Below are 19664 nucleotides of genomic sequence, written 5' to 3'. Positions count from 1 at the left end.
CGAATAGGCCCCCATGACAACCCTCACCGACCGTTTGAAGCAAGGCAAGGATGCGCGCAAGAAGTGCTCGCGCAGTTCGCAAGCAGCCTTGGGCAATGTCGATCGCGACCCGATACCGCTGATCAAGGCGTCGAGTGAGGGACGCATCAAATCGCTGGTGGAGTTGCGCTACGGGCGCATGCTGGTGTCGCCGTTCACCTTCTATCGCGGCAATGCGCTGCTGCAGGCCCACGACCTGGCGGGCACCTCGAACATGGGGCTGGTTTCGCCGATTTGTGGCGACAGCCACTTGATGAACTTCGGCGGTTTCGCAACGCCTGAACGCAACCTGCTGTTCAGCGTCAACGACTTCGATGAAGCCCATCCCGGGCCGTGGGATTGGGACTTGAAACGCCTGGTGGCGAGTTTTCTGGTGGCCGCCCGCGACTTGCGCCATGGCGAGTCGGTTGAAGAAAGCATCTGCCATGAAGTGGTGAGTGCCTATCAGAAAACCATGCTCGAATGCGCCGAACAAAGTTCGCTGGAAACCTGGTACGAGTCCATCAGCTATAACGACCTGCTGGCGCAGGCCAACAAAAACACCCTGGAACACGTGGAACGCGCCATCGAAAAAGCCGAGCGTCGCACCCATGCCGAACTGCTGCCAAAAATCAGTGATCGCGACGCCCATGGGCGTCTGATCATTCGCGATGACCTGCCGGAAATTTTCCACCTGCACAAGAACACCACTCTGCTGGACGCCGATGATGACTGGTTGCGCCTGTCGGACTGGCGCCCGCTCTACGACACCTTCATGCGTGACTATCGCGGCACCCTGCAAGCGGACCGCCGTGAACTGCTGTCGCGTTTTCACGTGCAGGACATGGCGTTCAAGGTGGTGGGCGTCGGCAGTGCCGGCACCCGTTGCCTGGTGGCGCTGCTGACCGACGATCAGCAGTTCCCGCTGTTCCTGCAATTCAAGGAAGCACGCCGTTCAGTGCTTGCCGGCTACGTGAAGGCCAGGTCGAAGGTGCGGCATGAAGGGCAGCGGGTGGTCGAGGGTCAACGCTTGATGCAATCGGCCAGCGACCTGTTCCTCGGCTGGACCACTGGCCCCAGCGGGCGGCATTTCCATGTGCGGCAATTGCGCGATATGAAAATCTCCGCCGAACTCGAGACCTTCGATGGCGAAGCCTTCGCGGCCTATGGCCGGCTTTGCGGCCGGGCCTTGGCTCGCGCCCATGCCAAGTCTTCGGGGCAGGCGGCGGTGATCAGCGGTTACATCGGCAAGAGCGAGGCATTGGCCGATGCGCTTTATAAATACGCCCAGGGTTATACCGAGCAGAACGAGCGCGATTTCGAGCGCTTCCAGCAAGCCTGCCGCAAGGGCCGTTTACGTGCCCGGTCGGAAGCCGACTTTGCCGCCGATCATTTGCCGTAGCGGTGTCGCAGGCTCTGGTGCGGGGCTTTGTTCGAGATGAATTTTTCTTCACCCCACCCTCTCGCGCCAGCCTGTACATTTCGCTCGCTCATTCAAGAAACTACGGTTTGCCCGCCCTCCCGCGGGCTTTTTTTTGGTTGTTCCGGGGAGCATACCTATCCATTTCTGCGGTAACGGCCGCCTATGGTTCCGCTTTTACAGCACCGCGAGGCGAGCTAACGCTCGACCTCGTTGTTTGGTGGTGCACGTTCCCCTGTAGGAGCTGCCGAAGGCTGCGATCTTTTGATTTTGATTTTGCGATCTGGAGATTGCTGAAGATCAAGATCAAGATCAAAAGATCGCAGCCTTCGGCAGCTCCTACAGATATTTCGTTATCTGTTTTCCCTTGGGATTCCCCCAAGCCGAAGCGTCTGTGCGCCGCGGTGCAGTTGTTACGCCCACTCAATTCACTGGCTGAGTCTGAGCCGCCGGCACCGGTTGTTGCGCTTTGGAGAGCACCGGCTGTTCCAGCCTCGCTCGCCCGTAAAACGCCAGCGCCGTCAGCAAACACGCCAGCCACACGAAGATCCCGGCCCAGAAGGTGTGGGACATGTAGTGCCAGCCTTGCAGCACCCGCGTTGTGCCGTAGATGAAGCCGAGGGTCAGCGATCCGTACATGATCGCCTTGGAATAGCGCCAGCGATAGCGGCGAGCCACGAAGTACAACGCCAGCATGGTGAAACCACCCGAGGCATGTCCGCCCGGCCAGCAGCGGCCGTCACCGGCGACTTTCAGCAGGTCGAAATTCTCATACCACTCAACGTGCTGCATTTTGCCGCCGTACAGTGTCGTCTCGATCGGGCAATACACGCTGGTGTGGCCCTTGAGGTAGTGAATGACTCCGGTGCTGATGGAAAACGCGAACACCACGTAGAGAAAGTCGCGACGGTGGCGGTTGGCAAATCGCAGTACCGGTGCCACTTTGATTTTTTCCAGGAAGACGATGATTTTCGAGTGCTTTTCAGCCTTCAGGCGCGGCCAGAGAAACGACAGCAAGGCACCGATAATCGCAATTTCACCGGTCCAGTTCGGGATGATCCGCGCCCATTTGTGGGTGATTTTTTCGAACAGGTGGACCTGGTCCAACGGGTACGTCTGCGTCACCGGATCAAAAAAGTAATTGTTGAAGGCGATATCGATGCGGGTCATGTCGAACATCAGGAACACCACGGCTGCGCAGGCCAGCGGAATACCAAAGTTCACCCAATAAAAGCGGTAGCGGGAGGCAGTCTGCATGCTCAATCCTGATTCAAAGGGAGGGTGAAGTTCAACGGGGTGTCACCGTGGGCCAATCCGATGCTTCGATAAAACCCAGCATGCGCGGACTGTTCGGCGTTTCGGCGGAGATAAACAGAGACGCTCCGTAACCCAGGGTCGACGTGGTCAATTCGAGGTCCTTTTCCAGTTGCGCCATGCATTCGCTGTGGGTCACCAGAATCAGGTTACGTCCGGCCACCTTGTGCGCCAACGCGTCACGCAGCATGGTGCCCTTGCAACTGATCAACCAGTCTTCGCCCGTGCCGGCCTTGTTGAACATGAAGCCGGCGGTCTGTGCCGTACGCAGGATCGGGCTGTGGTAGATATCGGACTTGTCCAGGCCCAGGTTACGGAAATGCGCCCCGACATTTGTGGCAATACTGCGCGAACGCTCGGTAATGCCATCGTTGCCGATCAGGCAGGCAGCCGAAGAGTGATCGCAGCGTTCGACGTGGCGCACCAGCACGATCAGGTCGCCCTTGGCCCATCCCTTCATCAACGCCTGTGCACCGCGCACATTGCCATGAGCCAGGTCCGGAACGGTGGCCGGTCGCAGTAAAAACACCGTCAACGGGATCACCAGCAGCGCCGAGGCCAACACCACCGCAGCGTTGCGATAGCGGGCGAAGCGCTTCAGATCGATCGAGCGTTTTATCCCGAAAAGACTCAGTCTTAATTCCACATCAAGCCGCCTCGCCGGCACGCACTACCTCATTAGATCCCCGGAGGTTAAAGACGCGTGCGTCGTTGGCGGGTGAAACCCATGTGAAAAAAAGCTTAAAAGCGCTGTAAAAACCTTGTTACAGAATCAGTTTGGAAAAATCCTTTCAGCTCCCGCCATTGCTGCCGATACATCCTGCTTACACAGCTTGGCGGCCCCCAAAAAAAACAATCTTCCAGCCAACCGACGAAAAAGTAGCACTACGTTCCTGGAGGAATTTGATGAATAGCTGGTTCGGCAACATCAGCGTGAACCTGAAACTGGGCCTTGGATTTGGCCTCGTGCTGGCACTGACCTGCGTCCTCGCCCTGACCGGCTGGACCAGCCTGGGCGGGTTGATCGACCGCAGTAACTGGATGAGCGACATCACCCAGCTCAACGCCGGCCTGACCAAGCTGCGCGTGGTTCGCCTGCAATACATGCTGACCAACGGCGACGAAACCGCCGCGCAGGGCGTGCAGACCACCCTCGACGCCTTCTCGGCCCAGCAACAGGCCCTGCTGGCGAAGTTCAAGAGCCCGGAAAACCTCAAGCTGCTCCGGGAGCAGGGCACCGTGATCGACGCCTACAGGACGTCCCTGGGCAAAATGCGCAACGCTTATCGCGCCGGCAACAGCGCCCGCGACGCCATGAGCGTCAACGCCGAAACCGCCAACTCGCTGATCAATGACATCAACACCCGCGTGCAGCAAATGCCGCTGAGCGACCAGCGCTTCGAACAGTTCCAGGCCATTACAACGGCCAAGGAAGCGTTCCTGTTGGCGCGTTACGAAGTACGTGGTTACACCGCCACCACCAATACCGAAACCGAGCAAAAAGCGGTCGGCCAACTGGACGCCGCCATCGCCAGCCTGAAACCGCTCAACGCGCATTTCGCCGACGCCCAGCAAGACGTCCTGCGTCAGCTGGAAACCGCGCTGGGCAACTACCGCAGCGCCTTGCAGGCCTACAAGGCCGCCAGCAATGACGCGGTGCAGGCGCGCAAGGAAATGACCGACCAGGGCGCCGCCATCGTGTCCCAGAGCGATCAGTTGTATCAGATCCAGCTCGACCGCCGTGACGCCGAAAGCGCCCGGGCGCGCACGCTGCAACTGATCAGCACACTGTTGGCATTGTTGGTAGGCATCATTGCCGCCGTGGTCATCACGCGCCAGATCACCCGTCCATTGCGCGAAACCCTGGCGGTGGTCGACCGCATCGCCAGCGGCGATCTGTCCCAGAACGTGCTGGTCACCCGTCGTGACGAACTCGGTGTGTTGCAACAAGGCATCGCACGCATGGGCGTGACCCTACGCGACTTGATCAGCGGCATCCGCGACGGCGTGACCCAGATCGCCAGCGCCGCCGAGGAACTGTCGGCCGTGACCGAACAGACCAGCGCCGGGGTCAACAGCCAGAAAGTCGAGACCGATCAGGTCGCGACCGCCATGCACGAGATGACCGCCACCGTGCAGGAAGTCGCGCGCAACGCCGAAGAAGCTTCGCAAGCCGCTGCGGCGGCGGACGGCGAAGCCCGTGAAGGCGACAAAGTGGTCAATGAAGCCATCGCCCAGATCGAGCGCCTGGCCAGCGAAGTGGTACGTTCCACCGAGGCCATGAGCGTGCTGCAACAGGAAAGCGACAAGATCGGCAGCGTCATGGACGTGATCAAGGCCGTGGCCGAACAGACCAACCTGCTGGCGCTCAACGCCGCCATCGAAGCGGCCCGTGCTGGTGAAGCCGGTCGTGGTTTTGCCGTGGTGGCCGACGAGGTCCGCGGCCTGGCCCAGCGCACGCAGAAATCCACCGAGGAAATCGAAGGCCTGGTGGCCGGCCTGCAGAACGGCACGCAACAAGTGTCCGCCGTGATGAACAACAGCCGCGTCCTCACCGACAGCAGCGTGGCCCTGACCCGCAAGGCCGGCGAGTCACTGGAGAGCATCACCCGCACCGTGTCCAACATCCAGTCGATGAACCAGCAGATCGCCGCGGCTGCCGAACAGCAAAGCGCCGTGGCCGAGGAGATCAGCCGCAGCATCATCAATGTGCGCGATGTGTCGGAGCAGACGGCTGCAGCGAGCGATGAGACCGCCAAGTCCAGCGTTGAACTGGCGCGCCTGGGTGGTCAATTGCAGCAGATGGTGAGCCACTTCCGCGTGTGATGAATTCAGGCTCGCCCTGTAGGAGCGAGCTTGCTCGCGATGGTGGTCAACGATAACGCGTGCATTCTGAATGACCGCGGCGCTGGCAAGTTCTTCGCGAGCGAGCTCGCTCCTACAGGGGAGCTCAGCTCATCCAGGGATCTATCACTTCAACACCGCTGAACTCGAAATCTCGAACATTGCGGGTGGCTATTGCCGCCCCATGGCTTCGGCAAGTGGCGGCAATTTGCGCATCTGCCATTGAAACCGCACGCCCATTTGCCCCAGCACCTGCCGTCAGCGCTGCGTACTCAACTGCGGCATGAGCATCGAACGGCAAAATGCGTCCGGCAAAGTCCTCTTCGAACATGGCCATGGCATGGGCTTCAAGTTTTTGTTTGCGCTTGCCAGATGGAAGGCGCGCGATTCCGTGAAGTATTTCTGCCACCGTCACCGCACTGACTGCCAGATCCATCGCTGGCTGCGCATCAACCCAGGCAAGCACCCGGCTTTCAGGCTCGACTCGCATAAACTCTGAAAGAACGTTGGTATCGAGCACTATCATTCAGAAAAATCCACCGCCGTTGCTTTCTCTGAACGCTCTGGCAGATCAAGCTCGACTCCCCCCAGAGTGCTGAAACGATTGCGGATCCTGCTTCCAAGTCCACCGGCGCGATCAACCGTCGCCAAGGCCCTGCCCAGAATCAGGCGAGCCTCTTCTTCCATGGAATGTCCGTTATGAGCCGCTGTGATGCGCAGTTGCTCCTTGAGCTTCTCATCAAGGTTTCTAATTGTGATGCTGGCCATGATGCCCCCTGCAATCAATGAAATCATTGATTGCAGGCTAGCACATCCTGGCAAACCAAAACCCGGCAATCTTCCGAATGGCCAATATCACCGCGTCCCACGCTGGCGCAATGCCGACGGCATGAAGTACGCGTCTTCCGGCACCGGTTGGGCGAAGTCCACGGTGCCCTGCTCTTCGTTATCCAGGTTCTGCACGTAGTAACGACGCGCCTGCAGGTCATGGAAAACGTCCAGCGCACTCCAGGTGGTGGGCAGGTCGTAGAAGTTTTTCAGGTAGGCCATCGACACCCGCCACAGCTCCCCTCGCCCGTCATACTGATCGACCAAGGCGGCACCCCAACTGTCCTCGTCGAGAAACAGCACGCGCTTGGAATAGATATGCCGCGCGCCCGGCTTGAGCGTGCCTTCGACCACCCAGACCCGGTGCAGCTCATAACGGGTGTACTGCGGGTTGAGGTGGCCCGGTGTGAGCAGCTGCGCGTACTTCACCTCGGGGCTGCCGACTTTGTAGTTGTTGTAGGGAATGTAGACCTCTTGCTTGCCCTTGAGCTTCCAGTCGTAGCGGTCCGGCGAGCCGTTGAACAGGTCGGTATCGTCCGCCGTGCGCAGGCCGTCGGACGAGGCGATCGGGGTGTCATACGCGAGGTTCGGCGCCCGGCGTACACGGCGTTGGCCTGCATCGTAGACCCAGGCCTGACGCGGGTCCTTGAGCTGGTCCAGGGTCTCGTGAACCAAGGCCGCACCACCCGCCAGGCGGGCCGGGCTTTTCACGAAGGCCAGGTAGTAAAACAGGATGTTTTTCAGGTCGGCGAATTGCCCGCCCGGGCGGTAATAGTTGAAGAGCCCCTCCTGCTGCGAGGTCACAAGCGCGAAGCTGCCGTTGCGTTGCACCGGCGCTTCGGAGGCACGACGGACTACATAGATACCGCGATAACGGGTGATGTGGTTCCACAGTACCTCGACCCCATCCTTGGGCACCGGGAACGGCACACCGCCATAGGCATCGGCAAAACCGGTGCCGCCATCGAGCAGCTTGGTCGCAGTCGCATTCTTCAAGGTGTTGTCATACAGCCACTGCGGCGCCGAGCCAGAGCGGCGTGAGGGATAGACCGGCATCTGGAAGGTGTCGGGGTAGCTATTGAACAGGGCGATCTGGCCCGGGCTGAGGTGGGCCTTGTACTGTTCAAGGTTGGCCTTGGTGATGGTGAACAGCGGCTTGTCCGCCGCATACGGGTCCAGGTGATGCTGGCCTGGCTTGTAGCCCGCCGGTGCCTGGGTGATGCCGCCAGCCCAGGCCGGAATGGTCCCGGCGGCGTTGCCGGCACGCTCGGCGCCCATTGGGGTCAGGGTGGTTTTCAGTTGTTCGGCCAGCTGGGGCGTGACCGCGGCCAGCGCGCTGCCGGCGGCCAGGCTCAGGAACAGCGCCAGCGTGGTCTTGGTCAGTCGTGGTAAGTCAAACATGGACGTTCTCCGAAATACACAAAAGATCCAATGTGGGAGCGGGCTTGCTCGCGAAGAGGGCGGCACATCCAGCACAGGTGTCACCTGATACACCGCTTTCGCGAGCAAGCCCGCTCCCACAAGGGGGTTGTGCGCAACAATCAAAGGAAATACTTGAGGTTGAAGCCGATGTTGTCGCGGTCACGCAGGCCGTTGTCCTGCCCGCCGCCATAGAACTCGGTGTATTGCAGCTCGGCCTCCAGCCTGTTCTGGTAGTTGGCCTTGATCCCCAGGGTGTAGGCCTTGCGGCCCTCGATGACATTGCCCGCCTGATAGCTGTTGCCCTCGAAGTCATCCTTGTAGACGACATAAGGCGAGACGTTGACCCCGGCATACACGTCGTTCCAGGTGCCGTTGAGCATCGCCGTGTAGCTGTAGGAGTTGCGGTTGACCTGGTCGTCGCGCTCGCCACCGGACACATAGGAAAAGTTGCCGGTGCCCGCGTAGTAACGGTTGCTGCCGTCATAAGCGGTGTATTGCAGGCTGCTGCCGCGCAGGTGCTCGGACGCCAGCTCGAATACGCCGAACATCGAGTCGAACGACAGGCTCGGGCCAAAGTTGTAAATGGTGCCCAGGGACGTGTTGAACGCTTCCACCCGCTCGGCGTTATTGATCTGGCTGTCGAGCGTGACCTGCTGCCCGCCGATGTTGATGGTCTGGCCGCCTGCCGCTGCGGCAGCGCCGTTGGCCAGGTCGCCGATCAGGTCGTTGGTGGCGGCGATCCCGATGGGCAGGTTCGGCCGATAAGCCACTTCACCGAACACCGACGCCTGGCCCAGGGTGGTGTTGAAACTGAAGCCGTACATGCGGATGTCTTCGGCGTAGCGCCGGTGCGCCTGAATATTGCCCAGCACATCCACGGTCGCCAGGCCGTTGGCCAACTGCCCCGCCTGGCTGCCGGCGACACCGGCCAACAGGTTGGTCAGGGCATTCATGTCGATGCCCTGGTACCCGCCCAGATCGGCGGAAATGGTCGGCTCCTTGGCGTGGTAGTTGACCATGTACAACCCGAACTCGGTGCTGTTGAGTGCTTCTGCGATGTAGCGAAAAGCGAAACCGAACTGGCCGTCGTTGCGCGCGTTGAAATCCTTGCCGACCGTGGCCACCTTGACGGTGTTGCCAAAGGTCGGGGTGACCCCGTTGGCATACAGGCCGGTGGTGCTCAGGGCCTGGTTGAGCAGCGGGTTGTTGCCCAGTGCGCTATACAGATCAATCACGTTGCCGAAGCCGGGCACCGGGGTGTCCAGCGCGGTACCGCTGAAGTTGTTGTAGGCGGTGTTGCCGCCGTCGGCGAACAGGTCCGTCTGCGAGTAGAACGTGCCGACCGGGTCGATGCGGGTTTCCTTCCAGTTGGTCTGGTAGAAGCTTTCCATGGTCAGGCTGTCGGTCAGGCCGATGTTGAAGCTGAGCGCCTCCACCGGGACCAGCACTTCCTTGACTTCGGCCCCGGGCAGACGGTACTTGGCCGCATCCACCGGGTTGGTGGTGTTGATCCCGCCACGGTAGAAAATCCCCTCGCCCCAGTTGAACACCTGGCGCCCGATACGTGCGGTGACCGGCATCTGTGCCACGTCCCAATTGCCATAGAGGTAGGCGTCGAGCAACTCCACCCGGCTGCCGGCGATATCGCGGGTCTGGCTGGTGAAATGGTCGTCCTGGGGAAAACTCTGACTGGGTTGCGACGGGTTGTTGTTGCCGTAGTAATCGTTGCGCTTGTCCATCAGTTGGGTGTCATAGAACGCGGTACCGCGCACGAACATCCCGTAGTTCTGATAGTTGGCTTCGAGCTCCGAGGTGATCTTGTACACCTCGGAAACCAGCCCGGTGTCGAAGTTGCGATTGCCGTCGTTGGTGTTGACGTCGTCGTTGTTCTTGTCCCGGCCCTGGACCCGCCACAAGCGGCCATAAGACAAGGTACTGTCGAATGAACCGGTGACCTGGTTGTCCAGCACGCTGAACTCCTCGGCCTGCACGCCGTCGACCGCGCACAGTTGCAGCAGCCCTGCCAGGCCCACGCCGGGAAGCGCCGCGCCAGACAGGCGAAATCGAGTGCTCATGATCTGCTCCTCTTTCCCTGGATTTATTGTTTTTGTGTGCGTTACTGCGATGGCTGGGGCGACAATCCCGCACCGGCATAAATCCGGCTGTGCGCGCCGAAACGTCCCAGCAGTTTGAACAGCTGTCGGTTAAGTGCCGGGTGGTCGAAGTCTTCGCGCTGCAGCTGATTACCGCGGCTGAAATCGCCGGTGATCGGTGCTGTGTCCAGCCATTGGCCGATGGCTTCATCGAACGCAGCGGACGCGTCGACGGACTCGGCACTCACCACTTCGCGCAGGTAGTCCACCGAGTACGGCGGGTAACGGGCGTCCTGGGCAGAATCGGCATAGGCGTCGAGCATCGGATGGGGCTGGCCCGTGCGCAGCAAACGACGCAACCAGCTCGACTGATACTTCTCCACTTCCATGTGCCGGGTCGCAACACGTTCGATGGACGCCTGCTTGTCGGCCGCGAAACCGGCCAGTGCCTTGCCTTCCAGCAGAAGAAGACTGGCGAGGTCGACACCGGGCAATGGCTTGGCGTGATAAGGCTGGGTCAGGTCCTGAATGTGGTGCAGGCCCCAGCCGAGAAAGCGATAACCCCAATAAGGATGGCCGGTGGCAAAGGCCAGTCGCGCCAATCCCATGTATTGATAGGCGCGCCAGTCGGGCCAACTGCGTTCGAGAAATCCCGCAGCGGCGTACACCACCGGGCTTTCATGGAAGAACCCCATGTGGAACGGCGCCTGGGAGCTGTACTGAAACCGCGCGTCACCGAACGGCTGCGGACCGAAGCCGTACAGCGCGCCGACATCGCCGGGGTTGTCGCTGAACAGGTTGATGTCATGGCCGTAATCCGGCTCATCGGCTGCGCTGGCCAACACGGCCAGGGGCGCGACTTTTTCGTTGTCAGACACGCGGATGAAGCGCTGGCGATTCCACGGCGAAAGGGTCTGCTCGACCATGACCTGCTCGGCCTTGAGGTGTTCACGCTCGGGTTGATCCTTGCCCGGCATCGGCTGGATGACCATCGCCAGATGAATCTGTGGATTGATGCGCAGTGCGGTGAGGAAGTCGTGGCGCAGATTGTCCCCAGGCACGGCTGGCAATCGCAGGTTGTCGGGGCGCGGCGGGTACTGGGCGAAGTGCTCGCGGGCGAAGCGCTCCTGCTCGTCGAGCAACGCGCTCACGGCCTCGTATTGTTGCGAGAGAAACTGTTCCAAAGGCTCGACTTCGACCTGCGGTGCATCGCGCAAGGCCGGCAGGTCCTGCAACGCCAGGTAGCTGCCCACCGTATGGTTGGACCAGCCCCACGCCATCGGCGCCGTTCCACAAAGCAGCAACAGGAGGAATGTCAGCTTCATTGCCTGGTTCTTATTGGATGTGCAGTGAGGGTTGAGCCTAACAACCGCCCCGTCCCCTGACACTGTCCAATCTCACCAGAAAAGTTCTCCGATAGCGCCACATGCACGGCGCAAAAAACACCGAAGGTCATTGTGGGAGCGAGCTTGCTCGCGATGGCGGTGGGTCAGTCACCATTGATATCGAATGTACTGCCGTCATCGCGAGCAAGCTCGCTCCCACAGGGTTCCCGGGTGTTTTACTAGGCGGGGTAACCGGTGATTTTGCGGATGCTCTGGTACAACGGCTTGAGCTGTCGATACATGCGCAGGTAGACCTCTTTGTACAGTCGCTCATAGACCTGTTGCGCCTCGGGTTGCGGCAGGAAGACCGCTCCGACCCGCGTCATGGCGGCCATCGCCGTGGGGAAATCCGCGTGCAGCCCCAGCCCCACCGCGCAGCAAATGGCCGCGCCCAGGCCGGAGGCTTCGTAGACATGCGGACGCTCGGCCGGCAGGCCGAAAATGTTCGCCGTGAGTTGCATCGCGGCATCACTCTGGGAACCACCACCGGCGACACGCAAGCGCGTGACGGAGACCCCCGAACGCTTCTCGATCTTCTCCATGCCCTGGCGCAAGGCATACGCCAGGCCTTCGAGGATCGCCCGGTAAATGTGCGCGCGGGTATGCACGTCGCCGAAGCCGATCATCGCGCCCTTGGCTTCCACACCCGGCTCACGGATGCCGGGCGACCAGTAGGGTTGCAGCATCAACCCCATGGAGCCCGGCGGCACGGCCTCGACCAGCGCATCGAAGAGCTGCTCGGGCTCCACGCCCTGGGCCTTGGCCTGCTGCATTTCCCGCAGGCCGAACTCGTTCTTGAACCAGCTGACCATCCAGTAGCCGCGATAGATCATCACCTCGCAGTTGAATTGATCCGGCACCGCCGACGGGTAAGGCGGAATCAACGGGACGATTTCCAGGTAGCGCGAGCGGGTGCTGGTGATCGTCGCCGTGGTGCCGTAGGACAGGCACACGGTGCCGGCGTCGACGACGCCGGAACCCACGACTTCGCAGGCCTTGTCGGCCCCCGCGGCAATCAGCGGCAGCCCCTCGGGAATGCCGGTGTGGCGGCTGGCCTCGGCGCTGATGTAGCCGAGGGTTTCACCGGGCTTGTGCAGACTCGGCAGTTGCTCGGGACGCACCGCCAGCGCCTGCCATTTCCAGTCGGTGGGTGCGGCCCATTTCAGGCGTTTGAAGTCGAAGGGCAAGTAACCGACGCAACAGCCCACGGAATCGACAAAGCGACCACAAAGACGATGGGTGAGAAACCCCGAGAGCAGCAGGAACTTGTCGGTCGCCGCCCACACCTCAGGCTGGTGGCGGGCGATCCAGTTGGCCTCGGCCTGGGCGCGGAAGTAGTCCACCGTGGCTTGCGCGCCGACCAGTTTGAACAACCAGCCCCACGGCCCCTTGATACCGCCTTCGACTTCGCTCTGACGCTGATCGAGCCACAGAATGGCCGGGCGCAAAGGCTTGCCCTGGGCGTCGACGTTGATCACCGTGCCGCGTTGGGTGGTCAGGGACACGCCGGCAATCTGCGAGCGATCGATCCCGGTTTGCTGCCACACCTGCTGGCAGGCTTCACCCAGCTTCTCCCAGTAATACTCCGGGTCTTGCTCGGCCCACCCCGGTTGTGCCGAGTAATAGGCCTGCAACTCGACCTTGCCCTTGCCCAGCAGATTGCCCTGCAGGTCGAAGAGCAGCGCGCGCACGCTCTGGGTGCCATTGTCGATGGCCAACAGGTAACGCTTGTTCGGGTGGTTATCCATGGAGCTCTCTTCAATGGGCATCAATGCGTGGCATCCGGCAATCCGTGATGGCGTTGCCACAACGCCCGATATCGCTGTACCTCCAGCTGCCAACGCTCATCGTCCCAGCCCAGTCGTGGCTGGCAGAGTTGGCGAATGGCCGCGAAACAATCCTCGCCGCCACGCGGCAGCAGCAGGCCCAGGCGGGTGCGGCGCAGCAGCAGGTCATCGAGATGCAGAACCATTTCCGCCTCGCAGGCAACGGCCAGTTCCGCCCACAAGGTGTCCGTGCTGCCTACCGTTTCATGGCCCAATCGGGCGATCAGTTGCGCCAGCCTCGGCAGGTCACGACCATGCCGCCCGGCCAGGCGCCGCCACTGGCTGGCGCTGAGCCCCGGTATCGCCAGCGGCGGCACGAAGGCGAACACCGGCGCGGCATCATCGTTGAAGGGCCGTTCGAGCATGCTCGCGCAGGCCCTGAGCACTTCGATCGCCTGCGGGCGAAAGGTGGTCAACTTGCCGCCGGCCAGGGTCACGCAACCCGGTTCCTGCCACAGCACATGCTCACGGGTTTCATTCGACGGTTTGAGTTCACCCGCCACGTTGCCCACCACTGGGCGCACGCCCGACCAGGTCGACAGCACATCGGCTGCAACCACTTCAGCGCCGGGAAATTGTTGAGTACAAGCCGCCAGCAGATAATCGAGTTCCTCAGCGCTGATACTCGCGCTTTGATCCAGATCCTCGCGATGATCGAGGTCCGTAGTGCCGACCACCGTGGCACCCTCCCAAGGGAAAACGAACACCGGTCGACGGTCACGCTCATGCAGGAAGGTGAAGGCTTGCGCCACGGGCAGGCGCCAGCCCGGCAACAACAGATGACTGCCACGCAACGGGCGCAACTGGCGAGGCGCATCGGGCAGGCGCAAGCGCTCGGCCCACGCGCCGGTGGCCACGGCCAACACCCCACAACGCACTGTCAGTGATCCGCCCCCCTCGCAGTCTTCGACCTGAACCCCGCAAACGCGCCCCTCCTCACGCAGCAATTGCTGCACGCGCACGCCGTTGAGCACCACGGCGCCGTCGGCCCGGGCCTCGCCCAATACGCGTATCACCAAGCGGGCATCATCGGTCAGCGCATCGACAAAACAGGTGGCGCCCAGCAGGTCATCTTCCTTCACCCCGGGGGCCAGATACCGCAGTTGCTGCGCGTCATGAAAGTGATGGCTGCGCCGCCCGGCCAACGCGTCATAGATGGACAGCAATCCACCCAGCACCCGCGGGCCGGGAAAACCGCCACGGTAATGCGGCATCATGAAACTTATCGGCTCGACCAGCCCCGGCGCTTCGTCCAGCAGCCTCTGGCGTTCACGCACCGAATCGCGGGTCAGGCGCCACTGGCCCTTGGCGATGTAACGCAAGCCGCCATGGACCATTTTCGAAGAGCGGCTGGAGGTGCCCCAGGCGAAATCGCGCTGCTCCAGCAGCAGGCAACGCCACCCTCGGCGCGCGGCTTCGCGCAGGATGCCGGCGCCGCTGATGCCGCCGCCGATGACGATCAGGTCCCAGGTTTCAGCCGCCAGCGTCGGCAGCACCTGCTGACGCCACGCCGCGTTCCAGTCCAGGCTCATGGCCGTCACTCCTGCAACAGCGTGCCAGGGTTCAGTCGCCCGGCCGGATCGAAGTGCCGACTCAGTGCCTGCAGGGTGTCCATCGCCAGCGCGCCCTTCTCGCGCATCAGGTATGGCGCGTGGTCCTTGCCCACGCCATGCTGGTGACTGATGGTGCCGTGGTTGTCGACGATGGTCTGGCTGGCCGCCTGCTTGAGTGCCTGCCAGCGCGCCAGGGTGGCGGGGTAATCCGCCGCCGGGCGAAACACGTAGGTGGTGTAGATGCTCGACCCTTCGCCGTAGACGTGGGACAGGTGGGTGAACACGTGGACCCGCTCGCCTTCCGCCGCCAAGGCGTCACGCAAGCTGTTTTCGATCAGGGTGAGCAGGTTATCGACGTTGCTCCAGTCGGTGGCCGTTTCCAGGGTGTCGACCACGTAACCGGCGTTCCACAGGTTCTCGCGCAGGTAGGGAAAGCGGAAGCGGTTCTGTGCCCACTTCTTGCCGAGCAAGGTGCCGGTAAATACCCCGCCGAACGCCTTGAGGTGCTGCCGGGCCTGACGCAGGGACAGCGCATTTTGCCGACGGTTGCCGGTCACGCCGAACGTCAGCAGGCATTTGCCCTCGCCGGCGCCGCGCAGGGCCAGGTACTTTTCCAGCCAGGCGATCTGCTGCGGGTGACCGGCCAGCGCCAGCTGGGTTTCGGTTTCCACCGCGTTGGACAGGCGCAGCATCGACAGCGGCACCCGCGCCTGGGCCAACTGGCGGATGGCTTGCAGCGCCTTGGGCCAATCGGGCAGGAACACACCGTAGAAACGTTCATCGGCGGGCAGTGCGCTGACCCGTACCTTCACCTCGGAAATGATCCCGAAACGGCCCTCACAACCCAACACTACTTCGCGCAGATCGGGGCCGGCCGCCGAGGCCGGAAAGGAGGGAATGTCCAAAGGTCCGGCAAAGGTTTCCAGGGTCCCGCCGGCGAACAATTGCTCGATTCGCCCATAACGCAATGACTGCTGGCCACTGGAACGGCTGGCGACCCAACCGCCCAGGGTCGACAGCTCCCACGATTGCGGGAAGTGCCCCAGGGTGTAACCACGGGCGCGCAACTGACTTTCCACCTGCGGGCCACTGGTGCCGGGGCCGAAGGTGGCCAGCAGGCTCTCTTCGTCGAGGTCCAGCAGGCGACTCATGCGGGCCAGGGAAACCGTCACCACCGGCCGCGCGGAACTCGGCGGGTTGATGTGACCGGCCACCGAGGTGCCGCCGCCATAGGGAATCAGGCACAGGTCCTGTTCATGGGCGAGCAGCAGTAAACGGCGAATCTGCTCAGCGCTCGTGGGATAGGCCACGGCGTCGGGATAATTGCCCAGCTCGCCTTCACGCAACGCCAGCCAGTCCGGCAGGCTCTGGCCGCGAGCATGCAGCAAACGATCATGGGCATCCACGCTGTACAGGAAGTGTTGCTGCAACCGCGACGGGGGCACGCGGGCCAATGCCGTCTCAAGCGTCGCATCGGGCAGCGCTCGACCGTCACCTACCCGCCGGGCGAGAAAACTCGCGCCCTGGGCCGGCAGTTCGACCACCGTGGTTGCATCTCCCCAGCCGTTCCAGCGTCGCATGCGTGTGTCCTTTTGCGGTTCTTATCAGTGATATTTCAGGCCCCCATACTAGTCAGCCGCCGGAAAGTGTCACGGTCGCATCGGGCCAGTTCGAGTAGCCAATTGAGTCAAACGTCGCGCAGGCGTCAGCCATTTACTTTAGCCGTGGTTTCAAATTACCTTTCAGGGCATTCATCCGCGCACGCGGGCCTTGATCAAAGGAATACGATCATGCAATCCCTGGGCTTCACCTCCGTTCCGCCGCTGCTCAAATACCTGCGTCATGCCGAACAACTGGGCATGGCCATCGAGCCTGCGTTGACGGCTGCCGGGTTGCAGGCACAGCAGTTGAGCGACAACAGCCTGCGGTTGCCCGGCGAAGCCCATGAACGGCTGCTCGATTATTTCTGCGAACACTCGGGCGATCCGTTGTTCGGTCTCAACGCCGCGCGTTTTGTGTTGCCCAACTCCTGGAGCGTGCTGGGTTACATCACCATGAACTGCGCGACACTGGGCGATGCGATGAGCCGCATCATGCCGTTCGAGAAGCTGGTGGGAGACATGGGTGTCAGCCGCGCCGAGGTGCAAGGCAGCGACGTGCACCTGATCTGGACCTGCCGCCATCAACGCCCGCGAATTCGCCGGCACCTGGTGGAAAACGTGCTCGGCTCCTGGCTGCAATACGCGCGCTGGATCGCCGACACGCAACTGTCGCCGGCCGCCGTCTGGCTGGAACATGCCTGCCCGGCCGACACGACGCTGGCACAGTACGAGCAGTTCTTCGACTGCCCGGTACTGTTCGACCAGCCTTATTCGGCGCTGATTGTGCCGTTGCCGTATTTGCAGTTGCCCTTGCGCCAGGCCGATGCGCAATTGCTGCGCACGCTGGAAGAACATGCCCAGGGGTTGATGGCCACACTGGAGGACGCGTCGCTGGAACAGCGGGTCAAAAGCATCCTGCGCCAGCTGCTAAAGGAGGGCCTGCCACGCAAGGAGCAGGTGGCCGAGCATCTCGCCGTGTCCGTGCGCACGCTGCAACGCCAGCTGCATCAGGCCGGTACGTCGTACCAGCAGATCCTCGATGACCTGCGCCAGGAACTGGCCGAGCATTACCTGCTCAACAGCACCCTGCCGATTCAGGACATCGCCCAATACCTGGGTTTCACCGAACCCCGCTCGTTTCACCGCACGTTCAAAAGCCGGCGCGGGATGCCGCCCGGCGAGTTTCGCCAAACCCACCGGGTGCCGAACGAAGGCTGAAGGGCTGAAGGTTCAGGGGTTGAAGGTTCAGAGACTGATCGCGTTGGTGAACACCAACCGATTGCCGAACGGGTCGGCGATGGTCATGTCCTGGCTGCCCCAGGGCATGGCCTGAATCTGTGGATGGGAAAACCTGTATTCCCTGGCCAGCAATTGCTGTTGAAACTGCTCCAGCTCATCCGTCTCGATCCGCAGCGCAGAGCCCGGTGCGCTGTCGCCATGGTGTTCGGACAAGTGCAGCACACAATCGCCACGGGAGATTTGCAGGTACAGCGGGAAATCCGCTTCAAGTCGATGCTGCCAGTCGATCTTGAAACCGAGGAAGTCGACGTAGAACTCCACTGCCTTGGCTTCGTCGAAAATACGCAGGACCGGAGTGGTTTTGCCGAAGCTCATCGGATTGCTCCCAGACAATGAAAGACCTGTAGGAGCGAGCTTGCTCGCGATGGTCGTTAACGATGACGCGTCTCTACTGGATAAACGCGGCGCTCTTTTGTCCATCGCGAGCAAGCTCGCTCCTACAAAATACGTAACCGCCGAACCGCAATGATGGCCGGGCTTGATGTCAGCAATTCGGCTGGGTGGGGGGATTCTTTAATTGCACATTGCCACTATGTGATGCAGATCAAAAGATCGCAGCCTGCGGCAGCTCCTACAGGGAGCGATCTTTTCGCCCCGCCTCAATCAATGAAACCCGTCACGCAAATCCCCTTGCCGCGCCAAAAACCGCCCTTCCCTGCGTCCGTTGGCCTGGCCATCGCGGTAACTCAACACACCGTTGACCCATACGCCCTCGATGCCTTGTGCCGCCCGCTGCGGATCGTTGAAGTCGGCGACATCACGGATGGTCGCCGGATCGAACAACACCAGGTCCGCCCAATGGCCTTCGCGGATCTCACCGCGCTCCTTCAAACCGAAGCGTGCCGCCGACAGCCCGGTCATTTTGTGCACGGCGGTGTGCAGCGGGAACAGTCCTACGTCACGGCTGAAATGTCCGAGTACCCTGGGGAATGCGCCCCACAGGCGTGGGTGTGGGAACGGGTCTTCCGGCAAGCCATCGGAGCCGACCATCGACAGCGGATGCGCGAGGATCCGGCGCACATCCGCCTCATCCATGCCGTAGTACACCGCACCGGCCGGTTGCAGTTGACGGGCGGCATCGAGCAACGACAGGTTCCATTCGGCGGCGATGTCCATCAGGTCGCGGCCGCCCATCTCCGGGTGCGGCGTCGACCAGGTGATGGTGATGCGGTGGGCATCGGTCACCTGCTTGAGGTCCAGGGTCGATGAACTCGCGGCATACGGATAGCAATCGCAGCCCACGGGGTGCGATTTCGCTGCTTCTTCCAGGGACGCCAGCAGTTGCGGACTGCGCCCCCAGTTACCGGCACCGGCACATTTGAGGTGGGAAATGATCACCGGGCTCTGCGCATGGCGACCGATCCGGAACGCCTCGTCCATGGCCTCCAGCACCGGCTCGAACTCACTGCGCAAATGGGTGGTGTAGACCGCGCCGAACGCGGTCAACTCTTCGGTCAGTTGCATCACTTCATCGGTCGATGCCGAGAAGGCGCTGGCATAGGCAAGGCCGGTGGACAGGCCCAACGCACCGGCCTCAAGGCTCTCGCGCAGTTGCTCGCGCATCGCGCTGATTTCATCAGCCGTGGCAGTGCGGAACAGGTCGTCAAGGTGGTTGCTGCGTAACGCGGTATGACCCACCAAAGCGGCGACGTTCAGCGTGGTGTTCGCCGCTTCGACCGCCGCCCGATAGTCGCGGAAGGTCGGGTAAACGAATGCAGCGGCCGTGCCGAGCAGGTTCATCGGGTCCGGCGGATCACCGCGCAAACTCACCGGTGAAGCACTGATCCCACAGTTGCCGACGATCACCGTGGTCACGCCCTGGCTGAGTTTGGGCAGCATCTGCGGTTGGCGAATGACCACGGTGTCGTCATGGGTGTGCACGTCGATGAAACCCGGCGCCAGCACATGGCCCTGCGCGTCGATTTCTTCATTGGCACGGGCATCGCGCAAGTCGCCGATACGCTCGATGCGCCCGTTGAGAATGGCCACGTCGGCGGGGTAACCGGGGCTGTTGCTGCCGTCGATGATCAGGGCGTTGCGAATCAGCGTGTCGTACTGCAT

At 61.8% G+C, this 19664-nt stretch carries 15 protein-coding genes and 1 pseudogene; 4 read left to right on the top strand and 12 right to left on the bottom strand.

The genetic code is table 11. From position 1 onward, the window contains the following. The first annotated feature begins 13 nt into the window (after positions 1 to 13). Complete coding sequence (locus AC07YV_RS06375; protein ID WP_102698893.1) at positions 14 to 1420, top strand: DUF2252 domain-containing protein; 1407 nt, start codon at positions 14 to 16, stop codon at positions 1418 to 1420. A gap of 441 nt (positions 1421 to 1861) precedes the next feature. Here AC07YV_RS06375 and AC07YV_RS06370 read toward each other — a convergent pair whose 3' ends face one another. Together AC07YV_RS06370 and pmrG are read right to left on the bottom strand one after the other, a co-directional pair. Further along, a complete protein-coding gene (locus AC07YV_RS06370; RefSeq protein WP_102698894.1) occupies positions 1862 to 2695 on the bottom strand; it encodes a phosphatase PAP2 family protein in 834 nt (277 codons plus the stop codon). A gap of 31 nt (positions 2696 to 2726) precedes the next feature. Then, on the bottom strand, positions 2727 to 3398 hold the full coding sequence (gene pmrG / locus AC07YV_RS06365) for a lipopolysaccharide core heptose(II)-phosphate phosphatase PmrG (RefSeq protein ID WP_102698895.1): 672 nt from the start codon (positions 3396 to 3398) through the stop codon (positions 2727 to 2729). 260 nt (positions 3399 to 3658) lie between these two features. Between pmrG and AC07YV_RS06360 the strand changes: the two are divergent. Further along, a pseudogene (locus tag AC07YV_RS06360) lies at positions 3659 to 4720 on the top strand (methyl-accepting chemotaxis protein); the annotation flags it as partial. Next, on the top strand, positions 4715 to 5578 hold the full coding sequence (locus AC07YV_RS06355) for a methyl-accepting chemotaxis protein (RefSeq protein WP_371317832.1): 864 nt from the start codon (positions 4715 to 4717) through the stop codon (positions 5576 to 5578). The pseudogene AC07YV_RS06360 and the gene AC07YV_RS06355, both read left to right, overlap by 6 nt. 124 nt (positions 5579 to 5702) lie before the next feature. Here the strand turns inward: AC07YV_RS06355 and AC07YV_RS06350 are convergent, their stop codons facing one another. The 8 genes from AC07YV_RS06350 to AC07YV_RS06315 all read right to left on the bottom strand — a co-directional run bounded on the left by AC07YV_RS06350 (position 5703) and on the right by AC07YV_RS06315 (position 16283). Continuing rightward, the gene (locus AC07YV_RS06350; protein WP_102698897.1) at positions 5703 to 6122 is read right to left on the bottom strand and encodes a type II toxin-antitoxin system VapC family toxin; all 420 of its coding nucleotides are present in this window, start codon (positions 6120 to 6122) and stop codon (positions 5703 to 5705) included. Next, on the bottom strand, positions 6119 to 6364 hold the full coding sequence (locus AC07YV_RS06345; protein ID WP_007973186.1) for a FitA-like ribbon-helix-helix domain-containing protein: 246 nt from the start codon (positions 6362 to 6364) through the stop codon (positions 6119 to 6121). The genes AC07YV_RS06350 and AC07YV_RS06345 overlap by 4 nt, the downstream gene beginning before the upstream one ends. A gap of 87 nt (positions 6365 to 6451) precedes the next feature. Then, entirely contained in the window at positions 6452 to 7825 is a 1374-nt protein-coding gene (locus tag AC07YV_RS06340) for a DUF1329 domain-containing protein (RefSeq protein ID WP_102698898.1), read from the bottom strand. A gap of 140 nt (positions 7826 to 7965) precedes the next feature. Continuing rightward, positions 7966 to 9921 (bottom strand): DUF1302 domain-containing protein, encoded by a 1956-nt coding sequence (locus tag AC07YV_RS06335; protein WP_173900793.1) that lies wholly within the window; start codon positions 9919 to 9921, stop codon positions 7966 to 7968. Positions 9922 to 9962: 41 nt separating this feature from the next. Then, positions 9963 to 11264, bottom strand: coding sequence for a phospholipase C/P1 nuclease family protein (locus tag AC07YV_RS06330; protein ID WP_102698901.1), 1302 nt, complete (start codon positions 11262 to 11264; stop codon positions 9963 to 9965). Positions 11265 to 11503: 239 nt separating this feature from the next. Beyond that, entirely contained in the window at positions 11504 to 13072 is a 1569-nt protein-coding gene (locus tag AC07YV_RS06325; RefSeq protein ID WP_102698902.1) for an FGGY-family carbohydrate kinase, read from the bottom strand. 20 nt (positions 13073 to 13092) lie between these two features. Beyond that, the gene (locus tag AC07YV_RS06320) at positions 13093 to 14682 is read right to left on the bottom strand and encodes a glycerol-3-phosphate dehydrogenase/oxidase (RefSeq protein ID WP_102698903.1); all 1590 of its coding nucleotides are present in this window, start codon (positions 14680 to 14682) and stop codon (positions 13093 to 13095) included. A 5-nt stretch (positions 14683 to 14687) separates the two neighbouring features. Next, positions 14688 to 16283: an FAD-binding oxidoreductase gene (locus AC07YV_RS06315; protein ID WP_102698904.1), complete on the bottom strand. Its 1596-nt coding sequence runs from the start codon at positions 16281 to 16283 to the stop codon at positions 14688 to 14690. A gap of 210 nt (positions 16284 to 16493) precedes the next feature. On the opposite strand from AC07YV_RS06315, the gene gliR reads away from it, so the two are divergent. After that, positions 16494 to 17522, top strand: a complete 1029-nt coding sequence (gliR, locus tag AC07YV_RS06310; RefSeq protein ID WP_102698905.1) for an AraC family transcriptional regulator GliR — start codon at positions 16494 to 16496, stop codon at positions 17520 to 17522. A 27-nt stretch (positions 17523 to 17549) separates the two neighbouring features. On the opposite strand, the gene AC07YV_RS06305 is transcribed toward gliR, so the two are convergent. Next, positions 17550 to 17918 carry a glyoxalase superfamily protein gene (locus AC07YV_RS06305; RefSeq protein WP_008047543.1) on the bottom strand — a complete coding sequence of 123 codons (369 nt, stop codon included), beginning with the start codon at positions 17916 to 17918 and terminating at the stop codon, positions 17550 to 17552. Between the two features lie 288 nt (positions 17919 to 18206). Continuing rightward, positions 18207 to 19664, bottom strand: coding sequence for an N-acyl-D-amino-acid deacylase family protein (locus AC07YV_RS06300; RefSeq protein WP_102698906.1), 1458 nt, complete (start codon positions 19662 to 19664; stop codon positions 18207 to 18209).

It is taken from the genome of Pseudomonas sp. GW456-E7 (assembly GCF_059424105.1).
The sequence above is the reverse complement of the archived record's forward strand: the minus strand, read 5'-3'. Positions and strand labels throughout refer to the sequence as shown.

What these genes read in the sequence shown, in the direction of transcription:
- AC07YV_RS06355 (WP_371317832.1), top strand. Translation starts at nt 4,715, where the DNA reads ATGGGCGTGACCCTACGCGACTTGATCAGCGGCATCCGCGACGGCGTG.
- AC07YV_RS06370 (WP_102698894.1), bottom strand. Translation starts at nt 2,695, where the DNA reads ATGCAGACTGCCTCCCGCTACCGCTTTTATTGGGTGAACTTTGGTATT.
- AC07YV_RS06315 (WP_102698904.1), bottom strand. Translation starts at nt 16,283, where the DNA reads ATGCGACGCTGGAACGGCTGGGGAGATGCAACCACGGTGGTCGAACTG.
- AC07YV_RS06345 (WP_007973186.1), bottom strand. Translation starts at nt 6,364, where the DNA reads ATGGCCAGCATCACAATTAGAAACCTTGATGAGAAGCTCAAGGAGCAA.
- AC07YV_RS06340 (WP_102698898.1), bottom strand. Translation starts at nt 7,825, where the DNA reads ATGTTTGACTTACCACGACTGACCAAGACCACGCTGGCGCTGTTCCTG.
- AC07YV_RS06325 (WP_102698902.1), bottom strand. Translation starts at nt 13,072, where the DNA reads ATGGATAACCACCCGAACAAGCGTTACCTGTTGGCCATCGACAATGGC.
- AC07YV_RS06350 (WP_102698897.1), bottom strand. Translation starts at nt 6,122, where the DNA reads ATGATAGTGCTCGATACCAACGTTCTTTCAGAGTTTATGCGAGTCGAG.
- AC07YV_RS06375 (WP_102698893.1), top strand. Translation starts at nt 14, where the DNA reads ATGACAACCCTCACCGACCGTTTGAAGCAAGGCAAGGATGCGCGCAAG.
- AC07YV_RS06330 (WP_102698901.1), bottom strand. Translation starts at nt 11,264, where the DNA reads ATGAAGCTGACATTCCTCCTGTTGCTGCTTTGTGGAACGGCGCCGATG.
- AC07YV_RS06335 (WP_173900793.1), bottom strand. Translation starts at nt 9,921, where the DNA reads ATGAGCACTCGATTTCGCCTGTCTGGCGCGGCGCTTCCCGGCGTGGGC.
- gliR (WP_102698905.1), top strand. Translation starts at nt 16,494, where the DNA reads ATGCAATCCCTGGGCTTCACCTCCGTTCCGCCGCTGCTCAAATACCTG.
- AC07YV_RS06305 (WP_008047543.1), bottom strand. Translation starts at nt 17,918, where the DNA reads ATGAGCTTCGGCAAAACCACTCCGGTCCTGCGTATTTTCGACGAAGCC.
- AC07YV_RS06320 (WP_102698903.1), bottom strand. Translation starts at nt 14,682, where the DNA reads ATGAGCCTGGACTGGAACGCGGCGTGGCGTCAGCAGGTGCTGCCGACG.
- AC07YV_RS06300 (WP_102698906.1), bottom strand. Translation starts at nt 19,664, where the DNA reads ATGCAGTACGACACGCTGATTCGCAACGCCCTGATCATCGACGGCAGC.